This is a genomic window from Tenacibaculum sp. SM2510 (assembly GCF_057002845.1).
In genome coordinates this window covers 1,553,251-1,571,110 of sequence record NZ_CP192703.1, presented here as the reverse complement: position 1 = coordinate 1,571,110, position 17,860 = coordinate 1,553,251, and the positions used below count along the sequence as shown (strand labels likewise).

At 33.0% G+C, this 17,860-nt stretch carries 15 protein-coding genes, 2 tRNA genes and 1 pseudogene; 2 read left to right on the top strand and 16 right to left on the bottom strand.

What is annotated here, in order from left to right:
• Positions 1-167 precede the first annotated feature (167 nt).
• From bioD to ACQ629_RS07090, 5 genes are all read right to left on the bottom strand, one after another.
• The gene (gene bioD, locus ACQ629_RS07110; RefSeq protein ID WP_483703544.1) at positions 168-785 is read right to left on the bottom strand and encodes a dethiobiotin synthase; all 618 of its coding nucleotides are present in this window, start codon (positions 783-785) and stop codon (positions 168-170) included.
• Complete coding sequence (locus tag ACQ629_RS07105) at positions 786-1,163, bottom strand: putative signal transducing protein (protein WP_483703542.1); 378 nt, start codon at positions 1,161-1,163, stop codon at positions 786-788.
• Between the two features lie 8 nt (positions 1,164-1,171).
• A complete protein-coding gene (locus tag ACQ629_RS07100) occupies positions 1,172-2,314 on the bottom strand; it encodes an aminotransferase class I/II-fold pyridoxal phosphate-dependent enzyme (RefSeq protein WP_483703540.1) in 1,143 nt (380 codons plus the stop codon).
• Between the two features lie 45 nt (positions 2,315-2,359).
• Positions 2,360-2,433: transfer RNA gene (locus ACQ629_RS07095), tRNA-Asn, on the bottom strand.
• Between the two features lie 68 nt (positions 2,434-2,501).
• Positions 2,502-2,575 (bottom strand) — tRNA-Asn (locus ACQ629_RS07090).
• A gap of 271 nt (positions 2,576-2,846) precedes the next feature.
• Here ACQ629_RS07090 and ACQ629_RS07085 point away from each other — a divergent pair.
• Together ACQ629_RS07085 and odhB are read left to right on the top strand one after the other, a co-directional pair.
• A complete protein-coding gene (locus ACQ629_RS07085) occupies positions 2,847-5,573 on the top strand; it encodes a 2-oxoglutarate dehydrogenase E1 component (RefSeq protein ID WP_483703538.1) in 2,727 nt (908 codons plus the stop codon).
• Positions 5,574-5,730: 157 nt separating this feature from the next.
• Entirely contained in the window at positions 5,731-6,945 is a 1,215-nt protein-coding gene (gene odhB / locus ACQ629_RS07080) for a 2-oxoglutarate dehydrogenase complex dihydrolipoyllysine-residue succinyltransferase (RefSeq protein WP_483703536.1), read from the top strand.
• 416 nt (positions 6,946-7,361) lie between these two features.
• Here odhB and ACQ629_RS07075 read toward each other — a convergent pair whose 3' ends face one another.
• From ACQ629_RS07075 to ACQ629_RS07025, 11 genes and pseudogenes are all read right to left on the bottom strand, one after another.
• On the bottom strand, positions 7,362-8,072 hold the full coding sequence (locus ACQ629_RS07075) for a DUF547 domain-containing protein (protein ID WP_483703534.1): 711 nt from the start codon (positions 8,070-8,072) through the stop codon (positions 7,362-7,364).
• 133 nt (positions 8,073-8,205) lie between these two features.
• A complete protein-coding gene (sufD, locus tag ACQ629_RS07070) occupies positions 8,206-9,519 on the bottom strand; it encodes a Fe-S cluster assembly protein SufD (protein WP_483703532.1) in 1,314 nt (437 codons plus the stop codon).
• Positions 9,520-9,524: 5 nt separating this feature from the next.
• Positions 9,525-10,277 (bottom strand): Fe-S cluster assembly ATPase SufC, encoded by a 753-nt coding sequence (sufC, locus tag ACQ629_RS07065; RefSeq protein WP_483703530.1) that lies wholly within the window; start codon positions 10,275-10,277, stop codon positions 9,525-9,527.
• A 6-nt stretch (positions 10,278-10,283) separates the two neighbouring features.
• Entirely contained in the window at positions 10,284-11,135 is an 852-nt protein-coding gene (locus ACQ629_RS07060) for an N-acyl homoserine lactonase family protein (RefSeq protein ID WP_483703528.1), read from the bottom strand.
• Between the two features lie 16 nt (positions 11,136-11,151).
• A complete protein-coding gene (gene sufB, locus ACQ629_RS07055) occupies positions 11,152-12,600 on the bottom strand; it encodes a Fe-S cluster assembly protein SufB (protein WP_483703526.1) in 1,449 nt (482 codons plus the stop codon).
• 15 nt (positions 12,601-12,615) lie between these two features.
• On the bottom strand, positions 12,616-12,945 hold the full coding sequence (locus ACQ629_RS07050) for a HesB/IscA family protein (RefSeq protein WP_483703524.1): 330 nt from the start codon (positions 12,943-12,945) through the stop codon (positions 12,616-12,618).
• A gap of 106 nt (positions 12,946-13,051) precedes the next feature.
• The gene (locus ACQ629_RS07045) at positions 13,052-14,113 is read right to left on the bottom strand and encodes a cytochrome-c peroxidase (RefSeq protein WP_483703522.1); all 1,062 of its coding nucleotides are present in this window, start codon (positions 14,111-14,113) and stop codon (positions 13,052-13,054) included.
• A gap of 6 nt (positions 14,114-14,119) precedes the next feature.
• Entirely contained in the window at positions 14,120-14,878 is a 759-nt protein-coding gene (locus ACQ629_RS07040; RefSeq protein WP_483703520.1) for an MbnP family protein, read from the bottom strand.
• 2 nt (positions 14,879-14,880) lie between these two features.
• Complete coding sequence (locus ACQ629_RS07035; protein ID WP_483703518.1) at positions 14,881-16,197, bottom strand: hypothetical protein; 1,317 nt, start codon at positions 16,195-16,197, stop codon at positions 14,881-14,883.
• The gene (locus ACQ629_RS07030) at positions 16,198-17,622 is read right to left on the bottom strand and encodes a choice-of-anchor B family protein (RefSeq protein WP_483707176.1); all 1,425 of its coding nucleotides are present in this window, start codon (positions 17,620-17,622) and stop codon (positions 16,198-16,200) included. It abuts the gene before it with no gap.
• A pseudogene (locus tag ACQ629_RS07025) lies at positions 17,599-17,838 on the bottom strand (thrombospondin type 3 repeat-containing protein); the annotation flags it as partial. The gene ACQ629_RS07030 and the pseudogene ACQ629_RS07025, both read right to left, overlap by 24 nt.
• Positions 17,839-17,860: the final 22 nt, after the last annotated feature.

Here is a 17,860-nt window from a genome sequence, read left to right as displayed (position 1 = left end):
AGTATATTCTGTAATTACGTTTCTTTTTATCATGTGACCCTGAAACAAGTTCAGGGTGACGTTGGTGTTTATATTTTTATTACATATTTCAGCATCGCATCAAGTTAACTAGTTTTAAATATAACTTTGCTTCGCTATTCAACCAAGAAACAAGTTCAGTACGGCGTTTATAAATTCAATAGTTTTTCTTTAAAAAGCTCGGCGTATTCTCTAACTACATTTTTATCAAAATAAGGTTCCTCATCTATGCGCCCGATTATAGAAGCGTTCGTCATTTTTTTGATGATTTCTTCTGTTGTTTTATGTTCATTTCCAGAGAAAATAATAGCAACATCAAAGCTTTTTTCTTTTAATAGGTTCACTGTTAGTAAAGTGTGATTAATACTGCCTAAATAATGACGAGAAACAACAATTACTTTATAATCGGGTTTGATAATGTCTAAAATAGTATCTGAATTATTTAACGGAACTAATAGTCCGCCAGCACCTTCAATAACTAAGTTGTTTTTGGTTTTTGGTTCGGTAATTTTCGATAATTCAACTGTAATTCCGTCTATTTCTGCAGCTGCATGCGGACTCATAGGCGTGTTTAAGGCATATGAGTTTGGATGAATTATAGTTCCTGAATTAGAAATTAGTTGCTTTATTTTGTGTGAATCAGAATTGTCTAATTCACCTGCTTGTATTGGTTTCCAATAATCAGCTTCTAGTGCCTCAGTTATAATAGCTGATGCTATAGTTTTTCCTACTTCAGTAGAAATTCCTGTGATAAAATATTTTTTCATTTAAAAGATTGTTTTACAATCATTACAAATTAATTTTCTGCTTTCAAAAAAAGGAAACAACATATAGAAAAAGCTTTTTCGTTGTGGTGGAGCAACTAGTATTTTAGAAGAATTGCAGTTTGCACAGTGAATAGTGTTTCCGTTTTTATCTTTTTCATATACTCTAATTTCATTGTATATTGTTATTGCTTTTTCTAAATCATCATTATGTACTAGTAGTTTTACACCGCCTATTGCTTGACTTATTAAGGGGTCAGAATCAATCGTTTTTTCATCCATCAATAAAGTTCTGATGTTATCTGAGTCTAATTTAGATTTAACAAGATGAGCTTCAGTAGAATATTCAAAAACAGTTAAAATAGTGTAGTTATCTCGCATAGTATTTTTTAAACAAAAATAGCAAGATGTTCTAAAATATTGGTAATTTCTTTCCTAGAATTATAAGCATGCAAACAAAAACGTAATCTTTCTTCTCCTTTTGTTACTGTGGGAGATAAAATTGGTTTTACATCGAATCCTTTTTCTTTAAGGTTTTTTGCAGCTGATTTTACTTTTTCATTACTAGGAATTACGCAGCAATGAATTGCAGAGTCACTATTTATAAACTTTAAATTAAGTCGTTTTGTTTCTGATATAAAATGCTGAATATTTTGATGTAATATTTTTGAGTTCTCTATTCCGTTAGAACTCCCAAGGTCATCGTAAACACAATGTACGGTTGCCAATGAATGTGGGGATAATCCGGTGGTATAAATAAAGCTTCTAGCAAAATTAATTAAGTATTGTTTTAACTCATTACTGCCTAAAACTACCGCTCCGTGGCAACCTAATGCTTTTCCGAAAGTTGTAATTCTAGCAAAAACATCATTTTCTAAATTCAATTTTTCAACAAGTCCTTTGTTAAATACACCAACAGCATGTGCTTCATCAACAATTAAATAAACCTTGTGTTTTTTACAGGTTTCAACTAAAGTAATTAAATCAGGCGAGTCACCATCCATAGAAAAAACCGATTCGGTAACAACATAAATTTCTGATTCTTGAGTTCTCGACTCCGCTCGAACAGACAAGATTCTATTCTCTAGGTTTTCTATATCATTATGCTTGAATTTATATGCTTTTGCATTTGATAACTGCACTCCATCGCGAATAGAAGCATGAATAAATTCATCATATAAAATAATATCGCCACGTTGAGGTACAGACGAAAAAAAACCAATATTGGCATCATAACCAGAATTGAAAATTAAAGCAGCTTCGGTATTATGAAATTCAGCTATTTTTTTTTCAACGCTAATATATAATTTGTGATTTCCAGAAAGTAAACGAGAACCCGTTGCTCCATTTTGCTTTATATTTTTATCAATTAAAAATTGGTGCGTTTTATCGAAAATAAAGTCAGACTTAGCATAGCCTAAGTAATCATTTGAAGAGAAATCAATTAAATTAGACTCCTTACCAAGTGATCTCAGAGAGGTGCTCTCTTTGCGTGATGCTATTTTTAGAATAAGTTTTTTAGGAAACAACATAGTGTGAAAATACAAAAGACTTACACGAATGTAAGTCTTTTATTGCTCCTCCTTTAGGACTCGAACCTAAGACCCTCTGATTAACAGTCAGATGCTCTAACCAACTGAGCTAAGGAGGAATGTTCATGTAGAACAAATATATGTGTTGTAGCAATTATCGGCTGCTACGTTGCCTTTGTTTATTTTGCTCCTCCTTTAGGACTCGAACCTAAGACCCTCTGATTAACAGTCAGATGCTCTAACCAACTGAGCTAAGGAGGAATTTAAAGCGGACTTGCTTTAAAATGCGAGTGCAAATTTAAGGGCTTTTTTTATATCTACAAATTTTTTTTAATAAAAAATGAAATAAAATTTTTTTGTAACTGATAATCAGTTGTTTGTTTTGGTTGTGGATGAGCTTGTAAGTATGCTTGTTTGCCTTTCGGGTATAATTGTTAGGTTCAAAATAAGCGTAAAAAAAAGTCTTATTTTTAGTAAAAGTTGTATTTTTGTCATCATTATTCTTATTGATAGAAAAGCATAGTAAATATATATGGACAAGTTTTCGTTCTTGAACGCAGCACATACAAGTTTTATAGGAGATTTATACGAACAGTATCAAAAAAACCCAGATGCAGTAGAACCAAGTTGGAGAAGTTTTTTTCAAGGATACGATTTAGCAAACGAGAATTATTCGTTGACTGATGAAGAAATTTCTGTAGAGATACCTGAAAAAGTACATAAAGAATTTTTAGTAATTGATTTAATAAACGGTTACCGAACAAGAGGGCATCTTTTTACAGAGACAAATCCTGTACGTGAACGTAGAAAATATTCTCCGACATTAGATGTTGAGAATTTTGGATTAAACCAATCAGATTTATCTACCGTATTTGACGCAGGAGGCGTTTTAGGTATTGGAGCAAAAACATTAGCGGAGATTATTAAACACTTAAAAGCTATTTTTTGTGATAGTATTGGTGTTGAATACATGTACTTACGCAACCCAGAAGAATTAAAGTGGTGGCAAGGTCGTTTAAATAAAAACGATAATCAATCTAACTATAGTGTTGAGTCTAAAAAGTATATTCTAACAAAACTAAATCAAGCTTCAGTATTCGAGAGTTTTTTACAAACGAAATACGTAGGTCAAAAACGATTTTCAGTAGAAGGAGGAGAAACATTAATACCAGGGGTAAGTGTTGCGCTTCGTGATGCAGCAGAGAAATATGGTGTTGAAGAGTGTGTTTTAGGAATGGCTCACCGTGGTCGTTTAAATACGTTAGTAAATATCTTTAAGAAACCTGTGCGTGATTTATTTAGCGAGTTCGAAGGTAAAGATTTTGAAGACCAAGATATTGGTGGAGATGTAAAATACCACCTTGGGTTAACCTTAAGTAAGGCTTATAAAGGCGGACAAAAAATGAAGATGAATTTGGTTCCAAATCCATCGCATTTAGAAACTGTTGGTGCAGTAGCAGAAGGTATTGTTCGCGCTAAAATAGATTTAGATTATAAAGGGGATAATAGTAAGATTTTACCAATTTTAGTGCACGGTGATGCTGCAATCGCAGGTCAGGGAATCGTATATGAGATTGCGCAAATGATGACCTTAAATGGTTATAAAACAGGTGGTACAATTCATATTGTAGTAAACAATCAAGTTGGTTTTACAACTAATTATTTAGATGCTCGTTCTAGTACATACTGTACAGATATCGCAAAAGTAACGCTATCACCAGTATTACATGTAAATGCAGATGATGCAGAAGCGGTTTGTCATGCAATGGAAATTGCTGTTGAATATCGAATGAAATTCAAAAAAGACATTTATATTGATTTATTAGGATATCGTAAATATGGTCATAACGAAGGTGATGAGCCTCGTTTTACACAGCCAAAATTATATAAAGCAATTTCTAAGCATAAAAATGCAAAAGAAATTTATGCTGAAAAATTAGTTAAAGAAGGAAGTATTTCTGCTGATTATATACAGCAAATAACAGACGATTTTAAATCTCACTTAGAAGCTGAGTTTACAGAGTCTAAAAAGAAAACGACTTCTAAAATTCAAGAGTTCATGCCAGCGGTGTGGGAAGGATTTGTTCGTAAGCAATTACAAGATATGTTAAAGCCGATCGATACTACTTATTCGGTTGAAGCATTAAAAGGGATTGCTAAAGTAATTTCTAATACGCCAAAAGGACATAAGTTTGTTCGTAAAGCTGAACGTATTTTAAAAGGTCGTGAAAAAATGGTCTTTGAAGATAATACTTTAGACTGGGGAACGGCAGAAAATTTAGCTTACGGTACTTTACTTGAAGAAGGATTTAATATTCGTATCTCTGGTGAAGATGTAGAAAGAGGAACATTCTCTCACCGTCATGCAATTATGCGAGATGAAGAAACTTTAGAGCGTGTAAATTTATTAAACACAAATCCGAAGAATAAAGGAGAAATGACAATTTATAATTCTCATTTATCTGAATACGGTGTTTTAGGTTTCGATTATGGTTATGCAATGGCAGCTCCAAATACATTAACTATTTGGGAAGCTCAGTTTGGAGATTTTGCAAACGGTGCGCAAATTGTGTTTGATCAATATATCTCTTCAGCAGAAGATAAATGGAAATTGCAAAATGGATTGGTAATGTTATTACCTCACGGATACGAAGGGCAAGGACCAGAGCATTCATCAGGTAGAATTGAGCGTTTTTTACAATCATCTGCAATAGATAATTGGACGATTGCAAACTGTTCTACACCAGCAAATATATATCACATATTACGTCGTCAGATGAAACGTGATTTTAGAAAACCATTGGTTATTTTTACACCTAAAAGTTTGCTGCGTTTACCAAAAGCAGTTAATACTATTGAAGATCTAGGTAACGGTGCTTTTAAAGAGGTAATTGACGATACTGTTGATACAGCTAAAGTGAAAAAAATGGTATTTTGTTCAGGTAAATTCTACTATGATTTATTAGCAGAGCGTGAACAATTAGAGAGAGAAGATGTTGCTTTAGTAAGAATAGAGCAATTGTTTCCATTACACAACGAGCAAATAAAAGAAGTGATGGATAGGTATCCAAATGTAGAACGTTATGTTTGGGCACAAGAAGAACCTAAAAATATGGGTTCTTGGGGTTATATGTTAGAGCGTTTTGAATTAGCAAAGTTAGAATGTGCGTCGAGAGATTACCATTCGGCACCAGCTGCAGGTTCAAGTACACGTTTTAAAAGACGTCACCAAAAAGTATTAGATATGGTTTTTGATTAATATCAATGACTAAAAAGTATATGCGTTAGGGATTGAAACGACATCCTTTTCTTTGTCACCTTGAGTGAAGGCAAAAGGTTAAACAAAGAAAAGACATAGTGAAAAGCCCGCTCGAACGCCCAAAAAATAAAATATTTCCGAATAAAAATTAAGAAACATGAGTGTTTTAGAAATGAAAGTTCCTTCTCCGGGAGAATCAATTACAGAAGTAGAAATAGCAACTTGGTTAGTTGAAGATGGTGATTACGTTGAAAAAGATCAACCTATTGCCGAAGTAGATTCTGACAAAGCAACGTTAGAATTGCCTGCGGAAGAAAGCGGAATTATTACTTTAAAAGCAGAAGAAGGTGATGCTGTTGAGGTTGGGGCGGTTGTTTGTCTTATAGACATGAGCGCTGAAAAACCAGCAGGAGGATCATCTACTGAAGCAAAAAAAGAAGAAGCTCCAAAAACGGAGGTACCTAAAAAAGAAGAAACCAAAGCTGCAACTTATGCAACTGGTACTGCTTCACCTGCAGCTAAGAAAGTTTTAGCAGAAAAAGGAGTTGATGCAGCTTCAGTAAAAGGAACAGGAAAAGATGGTCGTGTAACAAAAGATGACGCAGTAAATGCTGTGCCTTCTATGGGAACGCAACCAACAAATGGTTCTCGTGGTACAGAGCGTAAAAAAATGTCGATGTTGCGTCGTAAAGTAGCGCAACGTTTAGTAGCTGTAAAAAGTGAAACTGCAATGTTAACCACTTTTAACGAGGTGAACATGCAGCCAATTTTCGATTTACGTAAACAGTATAAAGAAGATTTTAAAGCAAAACATGGAGTTGGGTTAGGTTTTATGTCTTTCTTTACTTTAGCGGTTGTTAGGGCTTTAGAAATGTATCCTGATGTAAACTCTATGATTGATGGAGATTATCAAATAAAAAATCATTTTCAAGATATTTCTATTGCAGTTTCTGGTCCTAAAGGATTAATGGTTCCTGTAATTAGAAACGCTGAAGACTTATCTTTTAGAGGTGTTGAAAGTGAAGTTAAGCGTTTGGCTTTACGTGCTCGTGACGGACAAATTACTGTTGATGAAATGACAGGAGGAACATTTACAATTACCAATGGAGGTGTATTTGGATCAATGTTATCTACACCAATCTTAAATCCACCACAAAGTGGAATCTTAGGAATGCACAATATTGTAAACAGACCAATGGCTGTAAATGGAGAAGTGGTAATTCAGCCAATTATGTATGTGGCTTTATCTTATGACCACAGAGTTATTGACGGTCGTGAGTCTGTAGGATTCTTAGTTGCTGTTAAAGAAGCTTTAGAAAACCCAGAAGAATTATTAATGGGTAATAACATTAAGAAAGCATTAGAAATGTAGGTAACAATGTTACTATATAGATATAAAAAATCCTGTGCGAAAGCATGGGATTTTTAATTTGTAGCTATTTGCTGATTTCCACTATATTTTTTCACTTCTTCTCGAGACAAACTTGTTTATTCGTCACAAATTGAATCGAAAAAGTTAAAAATAATGTCGTTTCAATTAGGGGTATGCTTATTATGGGTTTCATGAAATTTTCTATTTTATAAAAAATTGAAAATTAATACGTCTACTAACTAAAACATAACAAATGACAAAATAGTCTATAAATAAAACGAACGTGTCGCAAAGCTAATATTTCACTCGTTTCTACTGATTATATAGGAGACTAAGGTGAAAGGAAACGACATCTTACTCTTATAAAAGAAAATGGGGAAAGGGGGGCAATTAGAAGATAGAGAATTTAGGAACTCTTATAAGCCATTTAAATTCCAGTCATATTCTAAATAGATAATTTCAGCATTGTCATTTGCTTTAATAGTAGAATATTTATTTATATATTCTATTAAAGAATTTTTTTCTGTAAAATCACCTTTATACCATTCGAACATTTTAGAAACTTCAACTTTAGTGATCGTTATTTTATTTTTAGAAGCATCATTTATAAAATTCTTCATTAGTAACTCTAATTTACTGTTTAGATTTTTAGCAGTGAAAGCATAGTTAGGAAAACTAGGGCCTGATTTAGAAGCAGCATTTATACCAACGTGCACTCTAGGGTCATTGTGCCATCTACGTAGTATTTTGTGCTCAATATAATCTAAAGAGTAGGTTTCTTTACCAACTACCGCAAAAGGGATTTTCCAAGCGTTTCTACCTTTTCTTTTTATATCAGTAATCTTTTTTAAAGGGTAGCTGTCTAATACTAATTTAATAGTATATGCATTGTATGCATTCATCCAAAAGGCCTTTGCTTTATTTTGTGACCAGTTTTTACCAGGAATAACATTCTCTAAATGATTTAAGTAAATATCTAATAAAGCACGGTTTTTTCTTAAACCTTTATAATCTATATTTCCTTCAGTATCAACATATGTTTTTAAAAGTGCATTAAATACATCGGTTTGTGAATAGGATTGAATACTAATAAATAGTAGGACTAGTAGTGTAATTGTTTTTTTCATTTTCTATAGTTTTAATAGTTCTCTCCTTTTGACGAAGTATTTCTTTAATCATTACAAGAAATAAATGTTTTTTAAAAACAAAGACCATTCAATATTGAACGGCCTTTGTTTTACATATGTGAATATAAGGGTTTTATAAATCAAAACCTATGTTTACACCCAATTTATTTGCAATTAATTTATTAATTCGTTTTTTTACTTCTGGTATTTTTACACTTTCAAGAACTGTGTTTGCAAAGGCATACATTAATAATGCTTTTGCTTCTTTTTTTGGAATTCCACGTTGTTGCATGTAAAATAAAGCATCTTCATCTAATTGACCAATAGTACAACCGTGAGAACATTTTACATCATCAGCAAAAATCTCTAACTGAGGTTTTGCGTTGATAGTTGCTTTATCGCTTATTAAAATGTTATTGTTTTGCTGATATGCATTTGTTTTCTGAGCTTCTTTTTCAACAACTACTTTTCCGTTAAAAACAGCTGTAGAGCGGTCACCATAAATACCTTTGTAATCTTGATGAGACTCACAGTTTGGTTCAATATGATGTACCAATGTATGGTGATCTACATGTTGTTTTCCTTCGGTAATAGTAATTCCTTTTAAAATAGAATCGATATGCTCGCCTCTTTGATAAAAGTTTAAGTTGTTACGTGTAATGTTTCCTCCGAAAGAAAAAGTATGTACCGAAACAATACTATTTGATTTTTGCTCTATGTAAGAATTATCTACTAAAGAAGCATTTTCATCATCATTCTGAATCTTATAAATATCTACCGTTGCATCTTTTGCAGCATACACTTCTGTTACGGCATTTGTTAAAACAGAATTAGAAGTTAAACTCTGATGACGTTCTATAATTTGAACATGTGCATTTTGTTCAGCAACAATTAAATTACGAGGCTGCGTCATAGTAGCTTCCTCAGAACCTGTAGTAAAATAGATAACCTGAATAGGTTTATCTACTTCTACATTTTTAGGAATGTTAATATAAGCACCTTCATTTGCAAAAGCAGTATTTAACGATGTTAAATTATCTTGCTTAGCAATTTTATTGAAGTAGTTTTCTATAACAGCTTTGTATTTTGGTTTTGTTAATGCAGATGACATTAAACAAACATCAATCTTATCATGTGTAGTTTCAGACAAGAAAGAACTATATTTTCCATCGATAAATACAATTTTATAAGTATCTATATCGTGAATGAAATATTTCTTAACATCTGCCAATTCTACAGCGTTTTCTGAACTAGGAAAAATACTATAGTCTTGTTTCAATACAGCATTTAAAGACGTGTATTTCCAAGCTTCTAATTTCTTAGTAGGAAAACCTAATTCTTCAAAGTTCTGTAGCGCTTTTGTTCTAATATCGTGTATATCCGAATTGATATCCACACCATTTTCAAAAGCGACGTATGACGTGGTTAATTTATCTTTTAACTCCATTTCTCTTAAGAATTAACTTCTTCCTTAATCCAATCATATCCTTTTGCCTCTAACTCTAAAGCTAAAGAAGCATCACCCGATTTTACGATTTTACCATCGTATAATACATGTACAAAGTCAGGAACAATATAATCTAATAAACGTTGGTAGTGTGTAATTACAATAACAGCGTTGTCTTTAGATTTTAATTTATTTACACCGTTAGCTACAATACGCAACGCATCGATATCTAAACCAGAATCTGTTTCATCTAAAATAGCTAATTTAGGCTCTAACATTGCCATTTGAAAAATCTCGTTACGTTTCTTTTCCCCTCCAGAAAAACCTTGGTTTAAAGAACGTGATAAGAATTTACGGTCTATTTCTAATAATTCAGATTTCTCACGAATCATTTTTAACATGTCTTTTGCTGGCATGTCTTCTAAACCTTTAGCTTTACGATTTTCGTTAATAGCTGTTTTAATAAAATTAGTTACCGAAACACCAGGAATTTCTACTGGATATTGGAAAGATAAAAACACACCATTATGCGCTCTTTCATCAGGAGATAGTTCGCTAATGTCTTCACCGTTTAGCTCTATTGAGCCATCTGTAACTTCGTACTCTTCTTTTCCTGCAATAACGTTAGCTAACGTACTTTTACCAGCACCGTTAGGACCCATTATTGCGTGAATTTCACCTGCTTTAACCTCTAAATTCAATCCTTTTAAAATTGATTTATCTTCTATGTTAGCGTGTAAGTTTTCTATTTTTAACATTACTAGTTACTTTTTTAATAGATTTTGTAATTTCTTGAAAGCTTTTGGTGAATGTTGAATGATCACCTCAGCATTTTTTTCTTTAGCGAAAGCTTCAAATTTTTGCATGCTTTCTAAAGTTTGCTCAACATTATAGTTGAATGAAGGAATACCTTTACTGGCTCTGTTCTCTTCAAAATGATATAAGTCACCCGTTAATAAAACAGGTTTTTCAATACCTGATACTTTTACATATAAAGCTTGATGGCCAACTGTATGACCTGGCATATATTTTATAACAACAGTACTGTCACCAAAAACATCGTAATCGCCATTTAATTTTTTAACATTTTTTAATGCTGCTACCGCAGGATTTTTCTGTTTTAAAGAATCTCCAGCAACCGAATTATATTCGTTTTCTTGTACCAGCCAAGTTGCATCTTTCATATAGTTTGCATGCCCAGTATGATCAAAATGAGAATGAGACAATGCAAAATATTTAAAATCTTCAATCTTAAAACCAATTGTTGCTAATTGATTCGCTAATGAATCTGCCCTTTGTACTGTGTAGGTTCCGTCACCCGGAGTTACAGGTTGTGGTAATACCAAGTTTTCTGGTAAACCAGCATCCCACATTAAGTTTCCTTTCGGGTGTGAGATCACATAGTAAGCATCAGCAAATTGTTTTGTTTGTCCTGTATAAGTAGTGTCTTGAGAAAAAACTTCTAATTTGTTAACCAATATCGACCCACCATTTAAAACATATAGTTTTACAGCAACTTCTTCAGTAGTCATTTTATCAACATTCTCTTTTTTATCAGTGTTTTTACAACTAATAATAGTGATTGCGATAAGTGCAAGTAAAAATATTTTTTTCATTACTTTATGATTTAAATTATCCAACACTTCCTTCTAAACTAATTTCCAATAGTTTTTGTGCTTCTACAGCAAATTCCATTGGTAATTTATTTAATACTTCTTTGCTAAATCCGTTAACGATTAACGCAATTGCTTTTTCAGTATCAATACCACGTTGGTTACAGTAAAATAATTGGTCTTCACCAATTTTACTCGTTGTAGCTTCGTGTTCTATTTGTGCTGATTTATTTTTAGTTTCGATGTATGGAAACGTGTGTGCGCCACATTCATTACCCATTAGTAAAGAATCACACTGAGAGAAGTTACGAGCGTTTTCTGCACGTGGTCCTATATGAACCAATCCTCTGTATGAATTTTGTGATTTACCTGCAGAAATTCCTTTTGAAATAATAGTCGACTTGGTATTTTTACCTAAGTGAATCATTTTCGTTCCGGTATCTGCTTGCTGATAATTATTAGTTACAGCAATCGAGTAAAACTCTCCAACAGAGTTGTTTCCTTTTAAAATACAACTTGGGTATTTCCAGGTAACTGCAGAACCTGTTTCAACTTGTGTCCAAGAAACTTTCGCGTTGGTTTCGCAAATAGCTCTTTTAGTTACGAAATTGTAAACACCACCTTTACCTTCTTTGTTTCCAGGGTACCAGTTCTGTACTGTTGAGTATTTAATTTCTGAATCATCTAACGCAATTAATTCAACAACTGCGGCATGTAATTGATTTTCATCTCTACTTGGTGCAGTACAACCTTCTAAATAAGAAACATAACTTCCTTTGTCAGCAACAACTAAAGTTCTTTCAAACTGACCGGTTCCTCCTTCGTTAATTCTGAAGTAGGTTGATAATTCCATCGGACAACGAACGCCTTTTGGAATGTAGCAGAAAGATCCATCAGAAAAAACTGCTGAATTTAATGCTGCATAAAAATTATCAGTAGTAGGAACTACAGTTCCTAAATGTTTTCTTACTAATTCTGGGTGCTCTTGAATAGCTTCAGAAATAGGCATAAAAATAATACCTTTTTTACCTAACGTTTCTTTAAAAGTAGTTGCAACAGAAACAGAGTCCATTACAATATCAACAGCAACATTGGCTAGCTTTTTCTGCTCATCTAAAGAAATACCTAAACGTTTAAAAGTATCCAGTAATTCTGGGTCAACTTCATCTAAACTATTTAATTTTGGTTTTTCTTTCGGTGCAGAATAGTAAGCGATGTCTTGAAATTTTGGTTTTTCATAATGAACATTTGCCCATTCAGGTTCTTCCATTGTTAGCCAAACTCTAAATGCTTCTAAACGCCATTCGGTCATCCATTCTGGCTCGTTCTTCTTCTTAGAAATTGCACGAACTACATCTTCATTTAACCCTTTAGGAAAGGTTTCACTTTCTATATCAGTATAAAAACCATATTCATATTCTTTGGTTTTTAACTCTTCTCTTAAATCGTCTTCGGTATACTTGCTCATAATTGAGTTGTAATTTTATAAAGAAAAACTTTCTCCGCAACCACATGTGCGGTTTGCATTCGGATTGTTAAAAACAAACCCTTTTCCGTTTAACCCACCAGAATACTCTAAAGTAGTTCCTACGAGGTATAAAAAACTTTTTTTATCTACAACAATTTTTACATTGTTCTCTTCGAAAACCTTATCGTTTTCTTGTGTGCTTTTATCAAAGGTTAGGTCGTATGATAATCCTGAACAACCTCCGCTTTTTACTCCCACACGTACAAAATCTGCTATAGCATCAAATCCGTCATCAGTCATTAACTCGATAACTTTCTTTTTTGCTGTATCTGAAACTTTTATCATTGTTTAAGTGGATTAACTCTAAATAGGTTGCAAATATACAATATAAGTATCAGTTAAGTACACAACTCGTCATTGTGTTTTTTGATAGATTTATTAGATTTTCTGATTACTCTTGAAAATCTAAATTATTAACAAAATCATTATCAGATAGCGAAAGTAAAAATGCTTTTAAGTCAGATTTATCGTTTTCAGAAAGGTGTACGCCACCTTCGTTTACTTTTTTCATTAAAGGATCAATCGTCGGAGATGATTTTAACCCTGTTGAATAATGACTAATAACGTCATCTAAAGTGGCAAAACGACCGTCGTGCATGTAAGGTGAAGTAAATTTTAAATTACGAAGAGAGGGAGATTTAAATTTACCATTGTCATTTGGGTCGCCAGTTACAGCGCCTAAACCTAAGTCAGATAAAACAGCATCTAAACCGTTGTTGTGAAATTTATTATCGGTCCATAACGGATTGTTATTACTTCCGTGACAATGAAAACAATCGCCACGAGTTTCATCCATAAAAACATCAAATCCGTTTTGTTCTTGCGGAGTTAATGTTGTTTTTCCGAGTAAAAATTGATCGAATTTAGAATTTCCGGAAATTAGTGTTCTTTCGAATTGAGCGATTGCTTTGGTAATTAAAATAGAGTCTATTTTTGTATTTCCGAAAGCTTGTTGAAATAATGTTGGGTATTCTGGATGGTTTTTAATGCGTTCAGCAACATTTGTCCATTTGCTATGCATTTCTATCGGATTTCGAACAGGCTCTAACGCTTGTCGCTCTAAACTAAGTTCTTTTCCGCTCCAAGTAAAACGTTCATCGAAATTCCAAGCTAAGTTGAATAAAGGCATCGAGTTTCTCTTGCCAAGTAATCCATCTACACCTTCGCTAAATTGAGTATTATCTGTAAAGGCTTTTGTAGGATTATGGCAAGTTGCACATGATTGTGTATTATTTTGTGATAATATTTTATCGAAAAATAATTTTTTACCTAAAGCAATTCCTTCTTCAGTTAACGGATTGTTTGTAGGAATTATAGCTGCAATTATTTTTTGTCGAAATAATTCGGGAATCTCTAAATTTACTGGTATAGCAGTATATACATCATTTTCTTCTTTTGATGAGCAACTCATTAAAAGAAGTAGTAATAAAATGGATATACTTTTTTTTATCATATATGTTTATTGAGAGATTGTCCCTAAGCTAAAAACTCCGCTTTTACCGTTTGCAGACATTTGCTTTTGAGCATCAAAATCCATCATTAAGTTGGTGTTTTTTTCGTTTAAATCCCAATTATTAGGGTTTTTAAACCATTCTGCAATATTCATTTTAACCTCTATGTTAGCATCACTTTTAATATTTACGCTTCCTAAATTTACAACGAAAGAAGTATCTTCGGGTGTTGATGTTGTTGTGTTGTAAGCTCTAATTACATGAAAGTTATAAGGGTTTTCATTAGGAACATCATCTTTATATTTTCCATCTAATTGCATAAAATGATAACCGCCACCTAACATCATCGGAACATTCCAAGAAGCTGTATTTAAATCGGCATACGCCCCGTCAGTATTATCATCGTTATTAAAACCAAAAGTTATGGCTAAGCTATAATTTCCTTCAGTTATTTTTAATGACGGACTAAATACTAAACTTTCTTCATCGCTTAAATCAATTAATTTATACCCTTCAAAAACAGTAATTCCATCAGCAGCATCTGTTAAGGTGATTTTTGATACTAAATAACGTAATTTATCAATAGTAAGTTTAGTTCCTAATTTATTGGTGAGTTCTGTGTTGCTTAAATCTGATTTTTCAAAAGAGGCACCATCCCAATTTTGAGTAAAATTTATTTTAACATTAACTTCTTTAATTAATTCGTCACTGTCTGAACTGCAAGAGAAAAAAAATATGCTTAAGAAAAGGACTATATATTGTTTCATTTTTATTTTAATTTGATGATTAATAAGTCAGAAAAACCTTTGTTTGTTACTATATCTTGATTGTTGCTACTGCTTTCGCCTACAGCGATAATATTTCCGTTAGTAAGCTCTATTGCATCGTAACAAAAATCTATTTCGGTGCCACCAATAGTTTTTTGCCATTGCTGATTTCCGTTTGCATCAATTTTAAGAATTAAAGCATCATTTTGCCCTTTGTTGGTAAATCCGTTATCACCACTTCTTGAGCTTCCTGAAATAAGAAAGCCACCATCGATGGTTTTACGAATAGAACGGCCAACATCAAAGCTAGCACCACCGTAATTTTTTTGCCAAATTAATTCACCATCCGAAGTTATTTTTATAGCCCATAAATCTGCTCCTCCATTATTTTGTGTCACATCTTTGTTAGCGCTACGAGTGTCTCCAATAATTATAAAATTACCATCATCGGTTGTTGTAATTGCTCTGGCTTCGTCAATTTCATCACCGCCAAATGATTTCTCCCAAAGTAAGGTGCCTGTTTTATCAGTTTTTACGACCCAAAAATCGTAACCGCCCTTGTTATTTGTAATATCAACATCAGCGCTATCAGAAGAACCAATCATTAAATAACCATCAGTAGTTTCTGTTACATCATAACAAGTATCCGTATTTGTGCCACCAAAATATTTTCGCCATTCAATTGTACCGTTAGTAGTTAGCTTTATTCCCCAATAATCGCCACCTGCATGTCTTGATGCTGTTTTTGCGTTACCTAAACCTCCGGATGCTGTTACGTCTAATATACTTGCAATAAAATAGCCATTGTCTGAGGTTTGAATTAAGCTAAAACCTTGATCTGTACCTGAAAACCCTGTGCTTGTTTTCCAAAGAATATTTCCTGTTGTATCTAGCTTTAAAATCCAAATATCTTCAAATCCTTGATTAGAGTTTAAATCTCCATCGATACTTTTACTGTAGCCAATGACGGCAAAGCCATTGTCATTAGTTTGAATAATTTTATAAGCTTTCTCGTCGTTTGAACCTCCGTATGTTTTTTGCCATTGCAATTCATCATTTTGATTGAATTTTAAAAGCCAATAATCATATTGAACAGTCGTTTTTGTTGTGACGATATCACCATCAATACTTTGTGTGAAGCCTAAAACAATATAACCACCATCCGAAGTTTCAACAACACTTCTTCCGTTTTCATTTTTTGCACCACCATAAGTTTTAACAAAATCAACTTGTACTGTTTTTGCAGGTAATGGTATGTTGGTGTCATTACTACAACCATGCATTATTAAGAGTGATAAGAAGAGAGTTTTTTTAAACATTTACTGTTTTTTTACAATGAATAAACCTTTGTTAATATCGCTTATTACTATTTTACCACTACTAAAATAAGGATACACATTCCAAACACCATTAAAATTAGCGCCGTTATTACTTGGGTAAGTATCGAAGTAACCAGTTTCTGTTATGCTTTTACTTTCTATACTAGAAATATCGATAAAACGTACACCTGCGGTATAATTAGCTAGATAAAAAGTATTCCCTTTTACATATCCGTTATGATCTATTGCAGCAGTTGGGCCTAGATAAGTAAAATGTTCTTTAGGATTTTCTAAATCGGTAAAATCGAAAATAATATTTCTTGTTTTGTTTCCAAAACGTTGTTCATCTAATTCATCACCTAAAATAAAATATTTTGTATCTTCAGTAAACCAACCTTGATGTGTATAACCAACATTTGCGTATGATATTCTAGAAATATTTACAGGGTTTGCTTTATCGCTGATGTCAACAAGTACAACTTCATTTTCGTTACTTCCTATTAAAATTTCTCTACCAATATATCTAGCATCCGGACCGTTGTAGTTTATTACTTGTGCATCGTGACTGTAATTATCAGTTCCCCATCCACCTTCGCTTTTAGGGTTTTTAGGGTCTTGTATATTGATAAATAAAGGACCTCCTTTATAAGTGCCTGTTTTACTTGTTCCTACAGGATAGGCGTAGCCAGAATCTTCATTGATAACGATGTTGTGTGCACTACCAAATTCGGTAAAATGTGTGTCTGCAGAGAAATTAGCAGGAGGGTTTGAAACATTTCTTAGTTTTGTTAAGTCAAAAACTTGCATTCCGTGGTTGTTTGCTTCACTTACAATAAAAGCATGGTCTTTGTATACTTTTATATCATGCCAAGAACTATTAACTGTTGCTGTAGGTAATTTACCTAAATATACAGGGTTGTTAGTGTCTGTTATATCAATAAAAACAGTTCCGTTTTCTACACCCATTATTGCATATTCGTTATTGGTTGTAGGATCTGTCCATCCCCAAGAATCATTTCCTTCTGTGGCACCGAAAGTACTTAGAGGAATGTTTAAAAGTAAATCGTAGTTATTACAAGGATATATTCCTGCCATACCAGACACGCAAGGTATTTTGTTTTCCAAAGGAGTGTCGTCGCATACGTCACCTATTCCGTCGTTATCAGTATCTTTTTGGTCAGGGTTTTTAAGTAAAGGGCAGTTATCCATGTCGTCTTTTATTCCGTCATTATCATCATCATCGTCACAAACATCACCTATTCCGTCACCATCTGTATCAAGTTGATCTGAGTTAGCGGTATTTGGGCAATTATCGATTGAGTTAATTATTCCATCCTCGTCATTATCATTATCGCAAACATCACCTTTCCCATTGCCATCTGTGTCTTTTTGGTCAGAATTAGATATTAATGGGCAATTATCCATGTCGTCTTTTATTCCGTCATTATCATCATCATCATCACAAACATCACCTATTCCGTCACCATCTGTATCTAATTGGTCTTCGTTTGATATATCTGGGCAATTGTCTGCAGAGTTAACTACCTTGTCACCATCTCTATCATTATTAATGTTTTCGCTTGAAGTACAAGAAAATAGTAATAAAGAGAGTAAAAGAACAGATGTAATCTTATTGATCATAATTATTTGTTTTAAAAGGATA

Bases quoted from the DNA above. Each gene is read 5' to 3' on its own strand.
- ACQ629_RS07085 (WP_483703538.1), top strand. From the start codon at position 2,847: ATGGACAAGTTTTCGTTCTTGAACGCAGCACATACAAGTTTTATAGGA.
- ACQ629_RS07030 (WP_483707176.1), bottom strand. From the start codon at position 17,622: ATGGATAATTGCCCATTAATATCTAATTCTGACCAAAAAGACACAGAT.
- ACQ629_RS07100 (WP_483703540.1), bottom strand. From the start codon at position 2,314: ATGTTGTTTCCTAAAAAACTTATTCTAAAAATAGCATCACGCAAAGAG.
- ACQ629_RS07035 (WP_483703518.1), bottom strand. From the start codon at position 16,197: ATGTTTAAAAAAACTCTCTTCTTATCACTCTTAATAATGCATGGTTGT.
- bioD (WP_483703544.1), bottom strand. From the start codon at position 785: ATGAAAAAATATTTTATCACAGGAATTTCTACTGAAGTAGGAAAAACT.
- ACQ629_RS07050 (WP_483703524.1), bottom strand. From the start codon at position 12,945: ATGATAAAAGTTTCAGATACAGCAAAAAAGAAAGTTATCGAGTTAATG.
- odhB (WP_483703536.1), top strand. From the start codon at position 5,731: ATGAGTGTTTTAGAAATGAAAGTTCCTTCTCCGGGAGAATCAATTACA.
- ACQ629_RS07045 (WP_483703522.1), bottom strand. From the start codon at position 14,113: ATGATAAAAAAAAGTATATCCATTTTATTACTACTTCTTTTAATGAGT.
- ACQ629_RS07060 (WP_483703528.1), bottom strand. From the start codon at position 11,135: ATGAAAAAAATATTTTTACTTGCACTTATCGCAATCACTATTATTAGT.
- ACQ629_RS07040 (WP_483703520.1), bottom strand. From the start codon at position 14,878: ATGAAACAATATATAGTCCTTTTCTTAAGCATATTTTTTTTCTCTTGC.
- ACQ629_RS07075 (WP_483703534.1), bottom strand. From the start codon at position 8,072: ATGAAAAAAACAATTACACTACTAGTCCTACTATTTATTAGTATTCAA.
- sufB (WP_483703526.1), bottom strand. From the start codon at position 12,600: ATGAGCAAGTATACCGAAGACGATTTAAGAGAAGAGTTAAAAACCAAA.
- sufD (WP_483703532.1), bottom strand. From the start codon at position 9,519: ATGGAGTTAAAAGATAAATTAACCACGTCATACGTCGCTTTTGAAAAT.
- ACQ629_RS07105 (WP_483703542.1), bottom strand. From the start codon at position 1,163: ATGCGAGATAACTACACTATTTTAACTGTTTTTGAATATTCTACTGAA.
- sufC (WP_483703530.1), bottom strand. From the start codon at position 10,277: ATGTTAAAAATAGAAAACTTACACGCTAACATAGAAGATAAATCAATT.